The organism is Hymenobacter jeollabukensis (genome assembly GCF_005771675.1).
Taxonomy (GTDB): Bacteria; Bacteroidota; Bacteroidia; order Cytophagales; family Hymenobacteraceae; genus Solirubrum; species Solirubrum jeollabukense.
Genome location: NZ_VAJM01000017.1, coordinates 38,920 through 58,395 on the forward strand (window position 1 = coordinate 38,920; position 19,476 = coordinate 58,395).

Annotated in this window: 17 protein-coding genes; 7 read left to right on the top strand and 10 right to left on the bottom strand. The window is 65.1% G+C overall.

What is annotated here, in order from left to right; all coding sequences use genetic code 11:
• Window positions 1–225 precede the first annotated feature (225 nt).
• From mrdA to FDY95_RS23765, 5 genes are all read left to right on the top strand, one after another.
• Window positions 226–2,073 (top strand): penicillin-binding protein 2, encoded by a 1,848-nt coding sequence (gene mrdA / locus FDY95_RS23745; RefSeq protein WP_138081818.1) that lies wholly within the window; start codon window positions 226–228, stop codon window positions 2,071–2,073.
• Window positions 2,074–2,151: 78 nt separating this feature from the next.
• Window positions 2,152–2,448 carry a GIY-YIG nuclease family protein gene (locus FDY95_RS23750; protein WP_138081820.1) on the top strand — a complete coding sequence of 99 codons (297 nt, stop codon included), beginning with the start codon at window positions 2,152–2,154 and terminating at the stop codon, window positions 2,446–2,448.
• Window positions 2,449–2,533: 85 nt separating this feature from the next.
• On the top strand, window positions 2,534–3,823 hold the full coding sequence (gene rodA / locus FDY95_RS23755) for a rod shape-determining protein RodA (protein ID WP_262710244.1): 1,290 nt from the start codon (window positions 2,534–2,536) through the stop codon (window positions 3,821–3,823).
• A gap of 316 nt (window positions 3,824–4,139) precedes the next feature.
• Window positions 4,140–5,654 carry a hypothetical protein gene (locus tag FDY95_RS23760; RefSeq protein ID WP_138081824.1) on the top strand — a complete coding sequence of 505 codons (1,515 nt, stop codon included), beginning with the start codon at window positions 4,140–4,142 and terminating at the stop codon, window positions 5,652–5,654.
• Window positions 5,654–7,102, top strand: a complete 1,449-nt coding sequence (locus FDY95_RS23765; protein ID WP_138081826.1) for a hypothetical protein — start codon at window positions 5,654–5,656, stop codon at window positions 7,100–7,102. Before FDY95_RS23760 ends, FDY95_RS23765 begins: the two co-directional genes overlap by 1 nt.
• Before the next feature lie 104 nt (window positions 7,103–7,206).
• Here FDY95_RS23765 and FDY95_RS23770 read toward each other — a convergent pair whose 3' ends face one another.
• Entirely contained in the window at window positions 7,207–8,559 is a 1,353-nt protein-coding gene (locus FDY95_RS23770) for a hypothetical protein (RefSeq protein ID WP_138081828.1), read from the bottom strand.
• 40 nt (window positions 8,560–8,599) lie between these two features.
• Here FDY95_RS23770 and FDY95_RS23775 point away from each other — a divergent pair, with 40 nt between their 5' ends.
• A complete protein-coding gene (locus FDY95_RS23775; protein ID WP_138081830.1) occupies window positions 8,600–8,923 on the top strand; it encodes a 2Fe-2S iron-sulfur cluster-binding protein in 324 nt (107 codons plus the stop codon).
• Window positions 8,924–9,170: 247 nt separating this feature from the next.
• Here FDY95_RS23775 and recO read toward each other — a convergent pair whose 3' ends face one another.
• The 8 genes from recO to FDY95_RS23815 all read right to left on the bottom strand — a co-directional run bounded on the left by recO (window position 9,171) and on the right by FDY95_RS23815 (window position 17,389).
• Window positions 9,171–9,890 (bottom strand): DNA repair protein RecO, encoded by a 720-nt coding sequence (gene recO / locus FDY95_RS23780; protein ID WP_138081832.1) that lies wholly within the window; start codon window positions 9,888–9,890, stop codon window positions 9,171–9,173.
• An 87-nt stretch (window positions 9,891–9,977) separates the two neighbouring features.
• Window positions 9,978–12,314 carry a type IX secretion system anionic LPS delivery protein PorZ gene (gene porZ, locus FDY95_RS23785; RefSeq protein ID WP_138081834.1) on the bottom strand — a complete coding sequence of 779 codons (2,337 nt, stop codon included), beginning with the start codon at window positions 12,312–12,314 and terminating at the stop codon, window positions 9,978–9,980.
• A gap of 53 nt (window positions 12,315–12,367) precedes the next feature.
• A complete protein-coding gene (locus FDY95_RS23790) occupies window positions 12,368–12,997 on the bottom strand; it encodes a thymidine kinase (RefSeq protein WP_138081836.1) in 630 nt (209 codons plus the stop codon).
• Window positions 12,998–13,128: 131 nt separating this feature from the next.
• Window positions 13,129–13,554, bottom strand: coding sequence for an FKBP-type peptidyl-prolyl cis-trans isomerase (locus FDY95_RS23795; RefSeq protein ID WP_138081838.1), 426 nt, complete (start codon window positions 13,552–13,554; stop codon window positions 13,129–13,131).
• 112 nt (window positions 13,555–13,666) lie between these two features.
• On the bottom strand, window positions 13,667–14,224 hold the full coding sequence (locus FDY95_RS23800) for an FKBP-type peptidyl-prolyl cis-trans isomerase (protein ID WP_138081840.1): 558 nt from the start codon (window positions 14,222–14,224) through the stop codon (window positions 13,667–13,669).
• Between the two features lie 97 nt (window positions 14,225–14,321).
• Window positions 14,322–15,344, bottom strand: coding sequence for an FKBP-type peptidyl-prolyl cis-trans isomerase (locus tag FDY95_RS23805; protein WP_138081842.1), 1,023 nt, complete (start codon window positions 15,342–15,344; stop codon window positions 14,322–14,324).
• Between the two features lie 137 nt (window positions 15,345–15,481).
• Complete coding sequence (locus FDY95_RS23810; RefSeq protein ID WP_138081844.1) at window positions 15,482–16,510, bottom strand: DHH family phosphoesterase; 1,029 nt, start codon at window positions 16,508–16,510, stop codon at window positions 15,482–15,484.
• 225 nt (window positions 16,511–16,735) lie between these two features.
• On the bottom strand, window positions 16,736–17,389 hold the full coding sequence (locus FDY95_RS23815) for an NAD(P)-dependent oxidoreductase (protein ID WP_138081846.1): 654 nt from the start codon (window positions 17,387–17,389) through the stop codon (window positions 16,736–16,738).
• A 360-nt stretch (window positions 17,390–17,749) separates the two neighbouring features.
• Between FDY95_RS23815 and FDY95_RS23820 the strand changes: the two genes are divergently transcribed.
• On the top strand, window positions 17,750–18,169 hold the full coding sequence (locus tag FDY95_RS23820; protein ID WP_138081848.1) for a nucleoside-diphosphate kinase: 420 nt from the start codon (window positions 17,750–17,752) through the stop codon (window positions 18,167–18,169).
• A 144-nt stretch (window positions 18,170–18,313) separates the two neighbouring features.
• Here FDY95_RS23820 and FDY95_RS23825 read toward each other — a convergent pair whose 3' ends face one another.
• Window positions 18,314–19,438 (bottom strand): AAA family ATPase, encoded by a 1,125-nt coding sequence (locus tag FDY95_RS23825; RefSeq protein WP_138081850.1) that lies wholly within the window; start codon window positions 19,436–19,438, stop codon window positions 18,314–18,316.
• Window positions 19,439–19,476: the final 38 nt, after the last annotated feature.

Below are 19,476 nucleotides of genomic sequence, written 5' to 3' on the forward strand. Positions count from 1 at the left end.
CCTGCCATCAGCACGCGAGATGTCTCGACTTCGCTCGACATGACGGGCTTTTTCTTCTGCCAAACCTGTTTGACCCCGGGCGGGAGCAAAATGCCTTCTCGCGTTGTTACGGGGGCGACGGACGGGTGAATCGGTTGGGAACGTAGGGATAACGCCACGGTGGTGGTACCTTTGCGGGCTGATTGCACCCGGGGCAGTCAACTCACCTTCAGTTCGTAACGCGCTTTGCAGTACTTAGAAGGCCGCAAATTTGTTGTGCTGGGCATTTTCCTGGCGGTGGCGGTGGTGTTTGCGGTGCGGCTCTTCCACATTCAGGTGCTCGACGGCAGCTACAAGCTGGCCGCCGACCGGAACACGCTTCAGCGCATCGTGCAGATGCCCTACCGCGGCGTCATTTATGACCGCAACGGCAAAATCCTGGTGCAGAACACGCCGGTGTACGACCTGATGGTGGTGCCGCGCGAAGTGAAAAAGCTCGACACGGCCCGTTTCTGCCAGCTGTTGCAGATGCCGGTGCAGGAGCTGCGCGACGGGCTGCGGGCCGCCAAAATCTACTCCCGCGTCAAGGCTTCGCCCTTGGTGCAGAACCTGAGCACGCCGGAGCTGGCGGCCATTCAGGACAACCTCATCGACTTTCCGGGTTTCAGCGTGAAGCCGCGCATGGCCCGCTCGTACCTGACGCAGAACATGGCCCACGCCCTCGGGTACGTGGGGCCGGTGTCGCCCACGATGCTGGAGAAGCCCAAGTACGCCAAGTACGTGCCCGGCGACTTCCTCGGCATCAGCGGCATCGAGTCTTACTACGAGAAGGAGCTGATGGGGCGGCGCGGGGTGCAGTACCGCATGGTCAACGTGCGCGGCATCGAAAAGGGCGCGTTTCGCGACGGGGAGTTTGATACGCTCTCGGTAGCGGGGCAGGATCTGCACCTGAGTATCGACCCGGAGCTGCAGAAGTACGGCGAGTACCTGATGCAAGGCAAAAAAGGCTCGGTGGTGGCCATCGACCCGAAGACGGGCGAAATCCTGGCCTTCGTCTCGGCCCCGTCGTTTGATCCGGCCATGCTCACCGGCAAGGGCTCGGGCAACCGCTACATGGAGCTGCTGCGCGACACGGCCCGCCCCTTGTTCGACCGCCCGCTGGCGGCGGCCTACTCGCCGGGCTCGGTGTTTAAGCTCGTGAACGAGGCCATTGCCCTGCAGGAGCACGTGGTGACGCCCTATACCGGCTTTCCGTGCAACTGGAAGCTGGTGCGCTGCACCCACCGCCACGAGTACCCGGCCAACCTCACCATTGCCACCAAGAACAGCTGCAACCCCTACTTCTACCAGGTGATGTTTGCCACCGTGCGCCAGGGCCGCTCACCCAGCAAGTATGAGGACGTAGCCCTGGGCCTGGCCGACTGGCGCAAGCACGTCACCTCCTTCGGGCTGGCCCAGCACCTGGAAGTAGATTTGCCCGGGGAGCGGATGGGGCTGATTCCCTCGCCCGCCTTCTACGACAAGCGCTACGGCCACCACCGCTGGACCTACAAGACCATCTACTCGCTGAGCATCGGGCAGGGCGAAATCCAGGTGACGCCGCTGCAGATGGCCAACCTGATGTGCATTTTCGCCAACCGCGGCTACTACTACGCCCCGCACTTCGTGCGCAGCATCGGCAACCGCGGGCCCCTCTCGCGCTACCGGCAGCGGCACTACACCTCGGTCGACAGCAGCCACTTCAACGCCATCGTGCCGGGCATGGTGGCGGTGGTCGACGGCCGCGGCGGCACCGGCGAACATGCCTCCCTGCTCGACGTGGGCATTTCGGTGGCGGGCAAGACGGGCACCGTGCAGAACTACCACGGCATCGACCATGCCACCTTCGGGGGCTTCGCCCCGGCCAACGACCCGAAAATTGCCATTTCCGTGTTCATTGAAAATGCCGGCTTCGGCGGCTCTTCGGCCGCCCCGCTGGCGGGCCTGATGATGGAAAAGTACCTGCGCGGCAAAGTGGCGCCCTGGCGCCACCGCTGGGAAGAATGGCTGCCCGGCTCGGCCGATAGGTTCGTGAGCAAGCGCAACCGCCGGTGAAACAAGGAAAGTAAAAGAACGTCATGTCGAGCTTGTCGAGACATCTCGCGTGCCGATGCCAGCTAGTAATTTTCTGTAATGGGCTTCTTCGTCTACATCCTCCCCAATCAGGCCCGAACGGTGCTGTATATCGGCGTGACGAACGACCTGGAGCGGCGCTTACATGAGCATAGTCAGGGGCTGGGAGACGCCGGAAAGTTTACGGGGCGTTATCAGTGCAATCTGCTAATCTACTTTGAGAGCAGCCCGGATGCCACGCAGGCCATTGCCCGCGAAAAGCAACTCAAAAAGTGGAGTAGGGCCAAGAAAGAGGCCCTGATTACCGCGCTGAACCCAGGCTGGACGCCAATTGATTTACATACGTGGGCAGGATGAAATTACTTACCCGACGTCAGCATGCGAGATGTCTCGACAAGCTCGACATGACGTTCTTTTTGGTCGCCAATTCACTCCCTACCCCTTGAACCAAGTTCGTTACAGCCGCAGCATCGACTGGGTCACCCTGCTCATCTACCTGACGATGGTGGGGGTGGGGCTGCTCAACGTGTACGCCGCCTCGTATTCGGCCGACGTGCCGTTTGAGCGCGTGTTTTCGGCCGACTGGAGCGGGCTGATGGCCTTCAACTGGTTTAAGCAGCTGGTCTGGATCGGGGTGAGCGTGCTGCTCATCATGGTGCTGCTCGTCATCGACCACAAGGCCTACGACACCTTCGCCTACGTGCTCTACGGGGGCATGATTGTGCTGTTGCTGGTCACGCTGGTCATTGCCCGGCCCATTGCGGGCTCCCGCTCCTGGCTGGAGCTGGGGCCGATGCGCCTGCAGCCGGCCGAGTTTGCCAAGTTCACCACCGCGCTGGCGGCCTCGCGCTTCATGGCGGGCATCAACCTGCGCCAGCAGGCTTTCAAGCAGCAGCTGGTATTGGCGGGCATTACGCTGCTGCCGCCGCTGCTCATCATTGCCTCCAACGAAACGGGGCAGGCGCTGGTGTTCGGGGCCTTCCTGCTGGCCTACTTCCGCGAGGGCATGTCGCCGCTGATTCTGCTGGTGCTGGCCGCCGCGGGGCTGGTGCTCATCCTCTCGCTGCTGGTGCCCAAGCTGTGGCTGGTGGGCGCTTTCACGGTGATTCTGGCCCTGGTGCTGGTGCTGAACCCCCGGGTGCTGCGCCACCATTTGCCGCTGGCGGCGGGCGTGTACGCGGTGGTGCTGGGCATGGTGTTCGGGGTGGATTTCTTTTACAACAACGTGCTGCAGCCCCACCAGCAGAAGCGCATCGAGGTGCTGCTGAACCCCTCGGCCGACCCGCTGGGTGTGGGCTGGAACGTGACGCAGTCCAAAATTGCCATTGGCTCAGGCGGCCTGGCCGGCAAGGGCTTCCTCGAAGGCACCCAGACGCGCTTCGACTTCGTGCCCGAGCAGAGCACCGACTTCATCTTCTGTACGGTGGGGGAGGAGTGGGGCTGGCTGGGCACCATGACGGTCATCGGGCTCTTCATGGCCCTGATCTTCCGCGTCATCTTCGTGGCCGAGCGGCAGAAATCGGTGTTTGGGCGCACCTACGGCTACTGCGTGGCCAGCATCATCTTCTTCCACTTCTGCGTCAACATCGGCATGACCATCGGGCTGGCGCCGGTGGTGGGCATTCCGCTGCCGTTCTTCTCCTACGGCGGCTCGTCCCTGTGGTCGTTCACCATCCTGCTCTTCATCCTGCTGGCCATCGATGCCTACCGCAAGCAGGACCTGGTGCGGTAGACGGGGCCCGAATCGGCCCCACGCGCCGGTACCTGCTCCCGCCCGGCTCGTCCCCGATTGCGGATCGGCCGGGTAGAACTCCTCCCAAGGCAAACGCAATTAAGAACGGCTCCGGCGGGTCCCTCCCGAGCCATTCCCAATTGAGTTTGCCTTGGGAGGGGCCCGCCGGAGCCGTTCTCAGTCGTTGACAAGCTAAGAAGACCCATTCGAAGCCGTTCTTAATCGGGCGGGAGCCGGGAGGAACCCTCCCAAGCCATTTTCAAAAGGGAATTCCCCGGTAGGGCTTCTGCCGCTGCCCGCGCATATCTTGCGGCCGATGTTTTCCGCCGCGCGCCGCGAATGGGCGCTGATTCTGCTGCTAACCTTGCTCGCGCTGCTGCTGCCCACCCGCAACAGCACCGCCGACGCCTGGTACTACGCCGCCTGCGTGCGCTACGGCCACGATTTGCTGCTGCCCCACCACCTGCTGCACAACGTGGTGGGCTGGCTGTGGCTGCTGCTGCTGCGGCCCCTGCACCCCGAGGTCATCAGCGCCCTGCTGGCGCTCAATGCCCTGGCCTACGGCGGGGTGCTGCTGGGTTTGCGCCGGCTGCTGCACCGGCTCACCGGCTCCGAGGGCCTGCGCCTGGCCCTGCTGGCCGCGGCCGGCAGCAGCTTCGGGCTGCTGCGCTTCGCCACCGAAAACGAAACCTACATCCTGCCCCTGTTGCTTTCGGTGTGGGCTAGCGTGGCCTGGCTGCGCCACCTGCGCACCGGCGCGCTGCCCGCGCTGCTGCTGGCCGGCCTGCTGGCGGCCGGGGCCTGCCTGCTCCACCAGCTACAGGCCTGCTGGTGGCTGGGCCTGCTGCTCGGGACGGCCTTGTTCAGCCCCCGGCGCGGGGCCGCGGCGTGGTTTGCCGCGCCGGCCTTGCTGGTGCCGCTGGCCTATTGGCTGGCGCTGGACTACTGGCACCTGCCCCGCACCGCCGAGTCCTTGGTGCGCTTCGCCCTGCACGATTTCCTGAGCGGCTCGGCCGGCGCGCCCGCCTCGCTGGCCAAAGCCGCGCTGCTGACGGTGGCCAACGTGGTGCGCACCTTCGCGCAGGTGCACGGCTCCACGCTGGCCCTGTTACGGCGCCTGCCCTGGCTGGCCGTGGTGCCGGTGCTCGGGCTGGTGGGGGTGGTGGGGTCCTGGCTGCGCCGTGCGCGCCTTCCCGAAACCCTACGTAGTACCGGCCTGCCGCCCGCGCTACGGCAGGCCGTGCGGCGCACCCACGGGCTGATTTTGCTGCTGCACCTGGGGTTTGCGGCCTGGGCCTCGGGCAATGCCGAGTTTATGGTGATGCTGCCGGTACTGCTGGCCGTGCTGCTCACGGCCGCTTCGCCCGCCCTGGCCCGGCCGCTGCTGGCCGCCGCCGCCGCCCTGCTGGCCTGGAACCTGGCCTTCGGCCTCGTGCCCAATCACCAGCTCGATTTCACCAACCTGCCCCCGCTGCTGCGGCGCGTGCGGCAAGAGCCGAATACCTGGTTTCTGCTCGACAACCACAACTTGGCCCTCAACCAGCTGCACTACCTCACCGGCCGCGACGGGGCCCCCAACGTGTTGCCCGCCCCCGATGTGCTGCTGCAAAAACGCCACTGGACGCCCGCCCAGCTGCGGCAGTGGCTGCGCGCCCAGCAGCAGGCCGGCCGCCGCCTCAGCACCGATGCCCTCGGCGGCCCCCAGCTGCTCGACCGCGCCAGCCTGCTGCGCGGGGCCGGGGCCGCCGAGCTGCTGCGCGGCTTCCGCCCCGCGGTGCGCGACACGTTCCCTACCTTCTTCGGCCCCCGCTACCTCACCGACCTGCGCTGATGCCCGCTTCCCACCGCCTGCTGCTGCTTGTGCTGGCCCTCGGCAGCGTGTTGCTGACCGCCCTGGCCGCCCACCACGGCTTTTTCTGGGATGCCGTGCTGCAGGCCTCGCGCCACGCGCAGTGGTATTACGACACGCGCTTCACCCACCTGCTGGTGCCCGAAGCCCTCGATGCCGGCCACCCCACCCTGTTCGCGGCGGCGCTGGCCGGGGTCTGGCGGCTATTCGGCCAAACCCTGCCCGCCGGCCACTGGGCCATGCTGCCGCTGGTGCTCGGCACGCTCTGGCAGGTCTACTGCCTGGTCCGGCGCTTCGTGCCCCGCGCCTGGGTGGGGCCCGCCGTGCTGCTGCTCTGGCTCGACGCGACCTGGCTCACCCAAAGCACCCTAGTGTCGTCCGATGTGGCGCTGCTGTTCTGCTACCTGCTGGCCCTGAACGGCCTTACCGCCCGCCGCCCCGTCCTCACCCTGGCCGGCTCGCTGCCGCTGGTGCTCCTCAGCACCCGCGGCATGATCCTGTGGGCCGCCCTGGCCCTGACCGCCGCCCTGCTCGGCTGGCTCGATGAAAACCCACTGCGGGCGCCGCACGGCCGCTTTTCAGCCGCCGCCCGGCTGCTGGGGCGCCGCATCTGGCCGCTGCTGCCGGCTTTGCTGCTGGCCGGGCTCTGGCTGGGGCTGCACTACCAGTTACGGGGCTGGGTGGGCTACAACGCCCGCTCGCAGTGGTCGGGCAACTACGCGCTGCTCGGGCCGCTAGGCATCTTGCGCAACGTGGCCCTCATCGGCTGGCGCCTGCTCGACCAGGGCCGGCTGCTGCTGTGGCTGAGCGGGGCGGCGGCGCTGCTGGCGCTCTGGCGCGGCGGCTGGCGCCCAGGCCCGACTACCTGGCGGCTGCTGGTGCTGTGGCTGGCGCCCGCGCTGGCATTGTCGGGCGCGATGGTGTGGTACGCCAACCCCATCGGGCACCGCTACTACCTGCCGGTACTGCTGCTCTTCGCCCTGCTGGTGGCCCACCTGCTGAGCGAGCTGCCTGCCCGCGGCCTGGCCCGCATGCTTACCGGCGTAGCGCTGCTGGGCCTGCTCAGCGGCCATTTCTGGGTGTATCCCGACCACATGGCCAACGGCTGGGACGCCACCCTGGCCCACTGGCCCTACTACCGCCTGCGCCACCGCTTCATCGATTGGCTCGACGCCCGCCGCATTCCGCTGGCCGACGTCGGCAGCAACTTTCCCAACCTCTACCCCCTCCACCAGGTCGACCTCAACGGCGACCCGCGCCGCTTTGCTCCGGTGGATTTGCGCCGCAACCGCTACGTGCTGCAGTCCAACACCATGAACTTCGGCGACGCCGTGCTCGATTCGCTGCAGCAACGGTGGCCGCTGCTGCACGAGGAACGGGTCGGGCAGGTGTACTTCCGCCTCTACCAGCGGCCGTCGGACGGGCCGTAAGCAATGGTTCGAGCCGTTGCGGACGAGCAACCCAGGCGCCTTTAACGCCACCGGCCCGGTTTGTCTAAACCGGGCCGGTGGCGTTATTGATCAGCAGGCAGTGCTCAGGTGAATTTCCGTTCTACCAGGCGCAGCAGCTTGTTCACGTGCTCGTCCTTGCGCACCCACTGGTAGCGCTGGGCCAGCTCCTCGTTGATGTAGCGCCGGGCCGCCTCGGCGGTGGGCAGCGCGTCGAGGTGCTCGATGGCGGTGTGATACTCCATGTTTTCGCCATTGAACAGCTCGTTGATAAAGCTGAAGCGCTGGTTGATGGAAATAGCACCGCGCAACGATTCCACCTTGGGCTGCGCTTCGGCCAACGTGGGGGCCGTCCCGCCGCTGCTCGAGGCCAGCTTATCGGCCAGGGTGCTGGTGCGCACGTTGGCGGCCAGCTTATCGGCCAGGGTATTGGTGGGGGCCACGGTTTCGGCCAGCGGCTTGAGCCGTTCGGCCGAAGCCGGCTGCGGCGCTACGGGTTCGGCCGCATCGGCGGGCGGGGCTGCGGCAGGCTCACTCGTAACCGGTGCGGCTTCGAGGGCCGGCGCGGCGGGTGCTTCAGCTGCGGCGGGCGCGGGCTGAACCACCGCAGGTGCCGGGGCTTCTGCCGCCGCGGGGCTGGGCGCTGGCGCGACGGGCACGTCAGCTGCTGCCGGAGCAATGGGGGCTTCTGCCACCAAAATTTCAGCAGCCGGGGCGGCGGGTTCGGCGGGCACTTCTGCGGCTGGAGCCAATGGAGCGGGAGCCGGCACGGCCGGGGCAGGCTCAGGCGCGGCCGGAGCGGCTTTGGCGCGTAGCTCGGCCTCCGTCACCGGCACCACCGCGCTTAGCTCCCCGAGCAACGCGCCCAGCGGCTGCTGCTCCTTGTAGTGGGCGTCGCGGTAGAGGCGGAAGCGGCTCAGCAGAAACTCCCGGTCCTGCGGCAAGTCGGCCGGCAGGCTGTCGATGAAGTCCTGGTACAGAGGCTTGTTCACGTCCACGTAGCGCAGCGCGTCGCGCAGCTGGGTGGGCGTGGCCGAGGGCTGGTCGGCGGGCAGCAGCTTGGCTTCGAAGGCCGCCAGCGGGTCCAGGGCCGTCAGCAGGGTATCGGCGGCGGCCTGGGCCAGCAGGGGCTCGTAGCTGGTGCGCGTGAGCCGGATGCGCCGGGAGAGCAGGTTCATGAGCTGCGTCAGGGCCTGGCGCACGGCCGGGTCCTCGTAGTCGAAATAGGGGCTGCGCAGCCGGGCCATTTCCCCCGTCCACTGCGCGAGCAGCTGCTGCACCACGTAGAGGTTGAGTTGGCGCACCGGCGCGAGCCGCAGCACGGCGGGGCCGTCCAGACTGGTACCCACGGGTTGGGTGGCGAAGTACTGGTCGCAAAGGCGAGCGGCAAGCCGCTTGCCGTAAGCCTGCAGCTGGTCGTTGCTATACGTATCTTGCATCCTCAGAAAAAGCCTGCTTCAAGCGGGCAAGTTAGCCAAAATGCCTACACTAACCGTGCAAAACCTGCCCGGCGGCCCTATCAACGTACAACCCGGCCAGACGTTGCTTCGGGCCCTGCACGACGCCGGCCACGACTGGATGCACGCCTGCGGGGGTCGGGGGCGCTGCACCACCTGCCGCATCGAGCTGCTCAGCGGCGCCGACTGCCTGGCCCCGCCCACCGCCCACGAGCTGCGCTACCTCACCACCGGCCGCCTCGCCGCCACTGCCCGCCTCACCTGCCAGGCCCAACTCCTTGAGGGCGAAGTCGTCGGGCGGGTGCCCGAGGCCACCAAGCTGCCGCACGTGCAATACGTGGAGTGAAACGATAACGCTGGCCGTCATTGCGAGGACAAAGGACGAAGCAACCCCAAGAAGGCGTAGCCAATCCTTCCTCCAGTAGCACCGCCGCCGCAACACCCACAGACCAAAAGCGCGTTGGCCCAAAAGCAGCACCGCCCGAAACTGTTCAACGACGGTTTCGGGCGGTGCTTATTTTAGGGTCGGCACCTCGGCAGTCATTGCGAGGCGCAGCCGAAGCAATGACTGCTAGTGCTGCCGTTTTCGCGGGCTACAGTTCCGCCAGCACGTCCGACAGCACGTCGAGGGAGCGGACGTCGCCCATGTTTTCGACGTGCAGCTGGTAGTAGCGCAGCAGAATGGTGAGCAGCTCGCGGCGCACGCGGCCGTTGGGCACGGTGGCCGGGCCCTCGTCGCGCAGCAGCTCGTCGAAGAAATGCTCGAACTCCTGGAAGCGCAGCACCGTGGGGCGGGAGGTGGCGGGCAGGTTGGCGTCGGTGGCGAAGGCTACCTGCTCGGTTATCTGCCGGCCCGAATCCGGCCCGAAGCCGAGGTAATGGCTCAAATGCAGCAGAAACGACAGCGCGAAGTTCTCGAAGCCCTCTTCCTGCTCGTCGAAGGCCACGATGGACTGGTAGAGGTACTCAAACAGGGCCACGTTTTCCTCTTCCTCGCGCAGCACCCGGCTCACCACTTCCGAGAGAAACAGCACCACGCTGCTCTTGCGCACGTCGTAGGGCAGGCTGCGGAAGGGGCGCAGGCAGCGAAACTCCGAGAGGCGCGTGAGCCCCCCGCGCGGCGACACGTAGGCCACCAGATCGAGCAGGGTGAAGGGCTGAAACAGCGCGATGCGCCCCGGCGGCTTGGCCTTGCGCACCCCGTTGACGATGTAGGACTGCACCCCGCGCTGCTCGGTGTACACGCGCGCAATGATGCTCGTCTCGCGGTATTTAAGATAGTTGAGGACGATGCCCCGGGTCTTAATCAGCATAGGGTGAACTGGTGAGGTGGTGAACTGGTGAGTTTGACGTTCGGGAGGCCAGAACGGCACTCGCCAGTTCACCGCCTCACCAGTTCACTATTTCGTCAATACGGCCACTTTCGAGATGCAGCCGTTCTTGCCGTCCGAGTCGGCCGTCAGCACCAGGTACACGCCCGATTGCACGCGGCGGCCGTTGTAGTCGGCCAGGTTCCAGACCACCGTGCCGCCGGTGGCGCGCGTCTGGTACACCAGCGTGCCGGTGATGTCGGTGATTTTCACTTCGGCGTTGTTGGCCAGGCCCGAAATGCCTACCTGCCCGCTGAAATCCTGGCGCACCGGGTTCGGGAAGACCTTGGCGCAGCTCGGCGCGCCCTCGGTCACCGTGGCCGAGCCGCGGTACGACACCACGCCCGCTTCGGTGGCCACCCACACCTCGCCGGTGCGGTCGTCCACGGCCACGTCCACGATGCGGTTGGAGGGCAGCGGGCTGTTTTCGACGGTGAAATGCTGCAGGGCCTCGTCGCCGTCTTCATTGAACAGCCAGAGCCCGTTGTCGGTGCCAAACCATTTGCGGTTGCCCCCGTCCACGGCTATGCACTTAACCACCTCCGTCCAGAGCGTGCGGAAGCCCGTGCCCGCGCCGCGCCGGACAATGGGCGTGCGGAAGCCCGTCGCGCCGGGCTCAAATGCCAGGCTGGGGTCGTCGTACACGGCCGCGCCCTCGCTGGTAGCGGCCCAGATGGCGCCGCGCCGGTCCTTGACCAAGTCCCACACGGTGCCGTTGGGCAGCCCATCGCTCACCGCGAAGCTGCGCAGGGCGTTGGTTTCGGGGTTATAGGCCACCAGGCCCGATAACGCCCGCCGCGCCCGTCCCAGCCAGAGGTGGCCCAGGTCGTCAAGGCAAAGGCGTTCCAGGTTTTCGGCGCCGGTAAACCACGGGATGCTCTGCCATTGCCCGGTGCTCGGCGTAAAGCGGAATACGCCCGGCTGCTGCTCCACCTGGTGGCGGTTGACTAGCCACACGTCGCCGTTGGGCGCCGCAGCCACGTCAGTCACGCGTACGAATCGGGGGTAGTTGGGGTCTTGCAAGTCTCTAATAGCTGACCGCAGCGGGCTGTTGTCGACGCCAAACACCCGAAACTGGCCGGGCCCTTTCCATTCCAGCAGGCCCTGGGCGTAGCTGGCCACGTACAAGGTGCCGTCGGGGGTGCGGGCGCCCCGGCTAACATCCTGCAAGTTGGGGTACTCGGCGCTGGTGTAATTCTGCGCATTGACGTTCGTCCAACGGCCATCAGCATCATAGACGTAAAAGCCCAGCTTGTTTTCCAGCTGCACATAGCCTTCGGCGTAGCCGCCCGAAAGCACAGTTGCCGTCTTGCTGACGGGGTCGGTTACGATGTTGAACGCGTTGGTTGTGGCCGGCGCGTTGGTGACAAAGCTGGTGGCGTTCTGCCCGTTTGCCTCCACCCGAATCAGGCCGTTGCGGAAATCCGCAATGTAGAGGGGGCCGCTGTTGGGTCGGATGGCGTCGCGGCCGGCCGTAAGGCTAGGCAGCTGAATGCGGTTGCGCACCTGATTGGTGCGCGTATCGATCAGACCGATACGCTCATCCTCGCTCACCAGCAGGCCAGCTGCCGAGGAGCGCAGAGCCCAGCAGGTGCGCACCGGGTAATTAAGGCTCACCCAGCCCGCGCCCACGGCCCGGTACAGGTTGTCGTCGTTGATGCCCGCGTACACCTTGCCCCGGTGGGTGACCAACGTGCGGTACGGGTCGCCGTTGCGGGCGCCGAAGCCGGCAGTGCTGCGCCAGTTGTTGTAGTTGAGCAGGTTGGTGTTCAGGTTGCCGCGCAGCAGGCCCGCGCTGGTGGCGGCGTACAGGGTGTCGCCCTGCACGGCCGTGCCGTACACCTGCGGCGCCGTGCCCCCGGGCCCGAAGTTGCTGTACGTGTCCTTGACTTCGAAGCGCTGCAGATCCAGCACTACGATGCCGAAATTGGTGCTGACGTAGGCCAGGCGGCGGGCCACGTCCACGCGGTTGATGGTTTTGCCGCCGGCCAGGCTTTTGCGCTTGATGTCGGAGAGCGAAGCCGTCACCCGGCCCTTGTTGTTGAGAATATCAACTTGCCCGCTGCGGTACACCACCACCACTTGCTGGGTGAGCGAGTCGTAGGCCAGGGCGCGCACGCTCACGTCGCTCAGCCCGTCGCGGCGCGAGAGGAGCTGCACGCTGCTGGTTTCCTTGTCGAACACGAAGAAGGCGTCTTCGGCGGCGGCGTATACGCGCGGGCCGGCGTCGGCCAGTACGTGGGTGCGGTTGGTGGGCAGGTGCAGCTGCCAGTCGCCGTAGCCGGCGGTGCGTTGGGCCAGGGCCGAAGAAGCCGCCGCCACGAGGCCGAGGCCGGCCAGCAGCGCGGTGCGTAGCGCTTTAGTCATACGGGGTGGTAATCACAGATTAGACGTGCGCCGATAACGCACCGGCCGGCCAATTAGTGCTTCGCCGCTTCGGCTACGGCGGTGCCGAGGCTCGTGCGCTCCTGCTGACCTTCCAAAAAACAGTGGCGGCAGCGGGCTTCGTAAGTGTCGGTTTCGCCCAGTAGCACCTGCTCGGCCGAAGGCGTTTTGCGGAAGGAATAGGTGGCAATGTCGCCGCAGCGCACGCACACGGCGTGCACCTTGGTCACGTACTCGGCCACGGCCAGCAGCGCCGGCATGGGCCCGAAGGGCCGGCCCTGGTAGTCCATGTCGAGGCCGGCCACGATGACGCGCACGCCGTGGTCGGCCAGCTGGTTGCACACTTCCACCAGGGAGTGGTCGAAGAACTGCGCCTCGTCGATGCCCACCACGTCGCAGCTGCTGGCGGGCAGCAGCATTTCCTGCGGAAAAGCAATGGGCGTGGAGCGGATGCTGGTGGCGTTGTGCGACACCACGTCCTCGGCGTGGTAGCGGGTATCGAGGGCGGGCTTGAAGATTTCCACGCGCTGGCGGGCAATCTTGGCCCGGTTCAGGCGCCGGATCAGCTCCTCGGTTTTACCCGAAAACATCGAGCCGACCACCACCTCAATCCAGCCCCGGCGGGGCAACTCGCGGCCATTGCCGACTCGGGGTTCAATAAACATGCGGGAGGTGAAAAAGCGGGCAGATTGGAAATCCGAAGTTACAGCGTCGCGGCCGGCTTTTTCAAGCGACCAAGCGGCCGGACCTTAAAACCTGGGCAAACCCGCTGACTTTTAACACCTCGCGCGCCCAATCAATTCACCCGCACGATTTCCAGCTCGAACACCAGATCCGTATCGGGCGGAATGCGGTACTTGGTCGTGTCGTCCGGGTCGCGCTGCCCTTCCGCGCCGTAGGCCAGCCGCGCCGGAATGCGCGTCCAGACGCGGGCACCCTGCGGCAGCAGCGGCAGCAGCTCGTCCCACCCCGGAATGACCTCGCCGCGCCCCAACCGCACCCGCAGCGGCCGCCGGTCGGTGGCCGATGTTTCAAAAAACTTGCCGTTGGGTAAAAAACCGGTGTAGTGCACGCGCACCACGGCCCGGGGCCCGGCGGGGGCACCCTGCCCAGGCGCGCGTAGCACGTACTGCACGCCGCCGGGCGTGCGCAGGGTGTCGGGGGGCGCCGGTAGGGCAACCCCGCTGGTCGTCAGGGCCAGCAGCAAAACCGTGGGTAGCATCGGGGCTAAAGTAAGCCAGGCAACGCGAACAGCCTATGCGTCAAAAACAAAACGCAGGCCCGGGCAGGGCCTGCGTTTATCGGATAAGTACGGCCGTGGCCAGCCAGAGGCGTTAGGGAGTCGTGAAATCCACCAGCTCCATTTCGAACTTCAGCGGGGTAAACGAGCCAATGGTCGGCGGATTGCCGCCGGGTCCGTAAGCCAGGTGCGAGGGCACCAGAATGATGACTTTATCCCCCTTGCGCATCAGCTTGAGCGTTTCGACCCACCCCTGAATGACGCCGCCCGTGCCCGCGGCAACCGTAAACGAGGAGCACCCACACAGGCTGCCGTTATCCACCGAGGCATCGAAGCGCAAATCGTTGCTGATGAAGCGGCCGATGTAGCGCACTCGGGCCTGGGCCCCGTCGGTGGGCATGGCGCCGGTAGTGGCCCGGTTCTGCCAGATGATGTAGAGGCCGGATTCGCGCTGCTCGGCATTGGTGATGTTGTTCTTGGCCAAGTAGGCTTTGATGGTCGCGTCGTCCTCGATTTTGTGCTGCTCGATGAGCTTGGTCAGCTCCTTGGCCGCTTTGTCAGAATCGTTTTTGCAGCCCGCCAGCAGAAGCATCAGCGGCAGCAGGGCCCACAGCATAGCGCGGACCTGGGCAGGGAAAGAAAATGTACGCATGGCAATGAGCTTAAAAAAACGGCGGGCGGCCGGCTACCTGAAGAGTCGGCCGCCCGTCGGCGGGTTGCATCAGCTTCGCAACACCAAAGATAATACCTTATCGGCCCTGCGGAGCACCTTGGGGGGCACCGCCGCCGGGCATCATGCCCATAGGCTGTTGGGGCGGAGCGGCTTTCACGTCCACCAGCTCCACGTCGAAGCGCAGCACGGCATCGGCCGGAATGTCGGCGCCGGCACCGCGCTGGCCGTAGGCCAGGCTCGACGGAATCAGCAGGATGGCCTTGCTGCCCTTGTTGAGCAGCGGAATGCCCTCGTCCCAGCCCGGAATTACCTGGCCCACGCCGATGGGGAATTCAATCGGGCGGCCCTGCTTGGCCGAAGAGTCAAACTCCTTGCCGCTGAGTAGCTTGCCGCTGTAGTTCACCGACACGATCTGGCCCGGGGTAGGCTTAGGGCCCGAACCCGGCTGGGTGATGACGTAGTAAATGCCCGAAGCCGTTTTCTGGGTCTGCAGGTTATTTTTCTGCGCGTACTCCTGAATGGTCTTGTCGTCCAGGGGCTTCTGCTTGTCTTCGTGCGCCTTCGCCTTGGCCTGCATGTCCTGCATAGCCTTCTGCTGAGCAGCCATGGCGTCGGCCTGGTTCTGGATGGCATCGACCTTCACGAACAGGGTCATCGTGTTGCCGTGCTTCTTGATCTGGGGCGGGGCCGGCTGGCCGGTGGTCTTGATGGAGAGCGAGTCGGCGTTGAAGCGGAACACGCCCGAGTCGCCGGGCTGCAGCAGCGAAATAGCCTCTTCCAGGCCGCCCTTGCGGGCTACTTCCTGCAGCGGCACGCGCACCGGGAAGCCCATCTGCTGCTTGCGCGACTGGAACAGCACCGAGTCCTTGGCCGTGCGGTACTCCACGTGCAGGGCAATGATCTGGCCGACGTTCTTCTTGTAGGCTGCCTCCGCCGTTTCGGGCTTGATTTCCTTGGCCTTGCCGTCTTTGCCGAAGACTTTGTATTCGATGCCAGACTTGGTCTTGGCGAATTTGGCGTCAGCCGGGTTGCAGGCATTCAGCGCAATGGCGCCAGCTACCAGCGCGGCCGGCCACAGAAGAAGAGAGTTACGGAGCATGAAAGAAGAAAAGAGAGAAAATGCGGGGCGAAGGTAATAGGGTAGAAGTGAGACTGTGAGACCTGAGAAGTTAGACGGACATCGTTGAACGATGACGCTTTGTCTCACTTCTCAGGTCTTACCGTCTCATATCTGATTTACACGGTCAGCGGGGCCGTCACCAGCTGCGCCTGGTAATCGGGCAGCAGGCTCAGGAAGCGCTGCACGGTGGGCTCCAGCGGCTCGTAGCTGATGCCGCCGGCGGCGTTGTGGTGGCCGCCGCCGTTGAAGTGCCGACGCGAAAACTCGCTGACCGAAAACTCGCCTACCGAGCGGAAGGAAATCTTCACGGCGTTGACGCGGTCGATGAGAATGGCGGCAAACACGATGCCCTCGATGCTCAGGGCAAAGTTGACCAGGCCCTCGGTGTCGCCGGTTTTGGAGTGGTACTGCTTCAGCTCGTCGGCCGTAATGGCAATGTAGGCCGTGTTGTACTCGCGCAGCACCCGCAGCTTGTCCTTGAGCACGAAGCCCAGGAAGCGCAGGCGCTCCTCCGAGTGCGAGTCGTAGATGCGCCGGTGCACGGCCGAGAGGTTAATGCCCGCGTCGAGCAGTTCGGCAATGATCATGTGCACGTTGCGCGAGGTGCTCGGATGCCGGAACGAGCCCGTATCAGTCATGATGCCCGCGTAGAGGCACTCCCCGATTTCGGGCGTAATCAGCGCCTGGTCGCCCAGGTCGCGGATGATTTCGAACACCAGTTCGGCCGTAGCCGCCGCCGACGGGAAGGAAAACGCAATGTCGGCGAAGGGCTCGGGCTGCTCATGGTGGTCGATGAGCACCTTGGTGGCGTGGGAGGCGCGCACGTACTCGCCCAGCTCGTGGATGCGGCTCAGGGCCGAGAAATCCAGGCAGAACAGCACGTCCGACTCCCGCAGGATGTCCTGGATGCGCCGGTCGTTGCGGCCGGGCTCGAATACCACCACGTCCTCGTTGCCGGGCATCCAGCTCAGGAAGTCGGGGTAGTCCGATGGGGTAACCACCGTCACGTGGTGGCCCTTTTTGCGCAGGTAGCCCGCCAGGCCCAGCGACGAGCCCAGGGCGTCGGCGTCGGGTTTGTGGTGGGTGGTGATGAAAATGCGCCGAGGCTCCCGTAGAAGCTCTTTCAGCGCCGTGACGTCGTGCATTGTCGGCTGATAGGTGACTGACTTTGCGGCCCTTACCGGGATGCAAGGGGGCAAATTTCGCGAACAATTCCCAAACTTGTTCTCGGGCTCAACATCGGGGCGCGGCTTTTCGGTTCGTCAATGCCGCAATACGTGCCCACTACCCCTTTCTGCTCGTGCCAAGGGAGTAATAAAAAGCCCGGCCACTACCAGCGGCCGGGCTTGTACAAGGCACCCCCCGGCGCGCTACGCGCCGCCGCTGGCAACAAACGGCGCCTGCCGGCTGTAGGCGGCGCTGTCCAGCTGCCCGACGAGAAAATCGGCCAGGTCGACGGCCGTAATCTGCGGCCCCGGCAACTGGGTCAGGCTAACGCCCACGTGGCCGGTCGGCGGCGCGTCCACGACGCGCGGTAACCGTATGCAGGTCCAATTCAGCGAGGAACTGCTCGTCAGTAATTCCCGCTCCCGGCGCCGGTCGGCCACGAAGGCGGGAAACTGGTCCGCCATATACGCTGCCGCTTGCCGCGTAGCCGGGTCGGGCTGCGCTTGGCCGGTATCGTAGAGCGAAGTCACCGTCACGTAGCGTCCGATGCGCTGCTCGTGGAGCAGCGGCAGCAGCAACGCCGTCACGGCGCCGATGATGGGGGTGGGCGCCTCGCGCGGGGTGCCCAGCGTGCTGATGAGGGCCTGACTGCCCCGCAGCAACTGCCGAAGGGCCGCCGGGTCGCGGGCGTCGCCGGCCACCACCGCAAGCCGTTCGTGGGTGAGGGAAAATTGGTCGGGGTGGCGGAGCAGGGCCTGGACGTGGTAGCCCAGGTGCAGAGCCCGCTCGACGACGGGCCGGCCGATACGGCCGGCACCACCCAGCACGGCCACGGTAAAAATTGAATAGGGAAGCATGACAAACTCGGGAATGAGCCGGGCAGCGAGGCCAGGCCGGCTGCCAACGGCGTTGGCCAGAAAGAAAAGGGAGGGGCATAGCAAGGCCCAGCGCCGGATGATGGCCGGCGCAAACTGTTCGGGCCGGACGGCTGCAAAAGGGCCGGGCGAACAGCGTGGAGAATATGGCTACCCGAGTTTGATAAGGGCAATATAGCGGCCAACCAGATTACTTGCGGCATTCCTTCGGGCGCGGCACGGGCTGATTATCTACTACTCACCCGCTTATTCCCGGCATAAACTTCTACTTTTGCGCCCGCAAAACGACATTCTTCCCGCCGGCGGCTCGGCCACCGGCTTAACCCTAATTTTTCCCCAGACATGGCAACGAACCGCACGTTCACGATGATCAAGCCCGACGCGACCCAGGAAAACCACATCGGTGGCATCCTGAACATGATCGAGGCCGGTGGCTTCCGCATCGTAGCGCTGAAGAAAACCCTGCTGACGGCCGAGCGCGCCGGCGAATTCTACGCCGTGCACAAGGAGCGCCCCTTCTACGGCGACCTGGTGAAGTACATGTCGTCGGGCCCCATCGTGGCGGCCATCCTGGAGAAGGACAACGCCGTGGCTGACTTCCGCACCCTGATCGGCGCTACCAACCCGACCCAGGCTGAGGAAGGCACCATCCGCAAAAAGTACGCGAAGAGCATCGAAGCCAACGCCGTGCACGGCTCCGACTCCGACGAAAACGCCCAGATCGAAGGCAACTTCTTCTTCGGCGCGAACGAGCAGTTCTAGTTTCCAGAAGCTAGATCATCAAGCGCTGGAATTTCTGACGCTGATTTCCTAAATTCGGCAAAAAAGCCGCTCTGCCTGGTGCAGAGCGGCTTTTTTGTTGTGCTGGTTTTATACTGAAAATATACCAGGTTTATACTGCAGAGTTTAGCCCTTGGTGCCAAAACCGATACGTTTGGGTGCCTTGCCTACCTCAAATTCTTGCTCCTCGCGGTTGTAGATATCGGCCAGGGCGGTGGGCTCGTCCAGCGGATTGGTGTGGCCGAGGCTGGTGGCCAGGGCCTGGGCCTTGGGCTGGGTGAGCGGCTCAAAGTGGTAGGCCGCAATCAGCCGGCCCTTGCGCAGCAGCGCGCTGTCGATGCGGGAGAGGTCGGTGTTGAAGGTGCACACGATCTGGATGTGGAAGCAGTCGGCCAGCAGCCCGTCGGACAGATTCAGCAGGTTGCTAACGGCGCTGGGGCCGCCGCCAGAGGCGTCGCGCTTGGTTAGCAACGCTTCCGCGTCCTCGATGATGAGGATGGAGTTGGTGTTGTCGTGGAGCAGGTTGATAAACTCCGGGTCGGCAATGCGGGCCGCCAGGTTGGGCGGAATGAAGAGCTTGGGCTTGTCGGTCTGCCCGCAGAGGTGGCGGATGTAGCTGGTTTTGCCGGTGCCGGGGGGGCCGTGCAGAATGACGATGCCCTTGTCCTGGGGCTGCTGCAGGCGCCGCACGATGGTGTCGTGGGCCGGCAGCAGGTCATCGTTGTAGTGCGTGCTCAGGTCCAACTCGGGAATGTTGATGTCGAGCGGGGTAAACTCCAGGTCATTGAAGGCCAGGCGCAGCACGTGGATGCGCTGCCGCTCCTGCTGCCCGGTTTCGAGGTGGGTGGTGAGCAGCTCTTGCAGCGCGGCCAGCTCGGCGGCCTCGGTGGCGGGCGAGTAAAACACCTGCACGCCCCGCTCGGCGTAGGGGCCGTGGTCGGTGAGCAGGATCAGCAGGTGCGGGGCCAGCAGCAGGGCCCAGAGGTTCAGCTCGGGCTCCTTGCCTACTTTCTCCACGTACACCGAGTGCGCCACGGTGGCCCGTTCCAGGTCGTAGCGGGCGGCCAGGGCGGTGAGCACGGCGGTGCGCGCCTCGAGGTTGGAAAGCTGGTACATCAGCTTGCGCGGCACCACCCCGAAGGTCTGGTGAAACCAGGCCACGGGCAGGAAGTAGTGCGTCTTGTCGTAGGTGCTCGACAGGTCGGGAGCGGATGATAAGGCCGTAGGAATGGTGGGTACGGGTGGCATCATAGGCTATAAAGAAACGGAAAAAACGGCCGCGCCGCCGG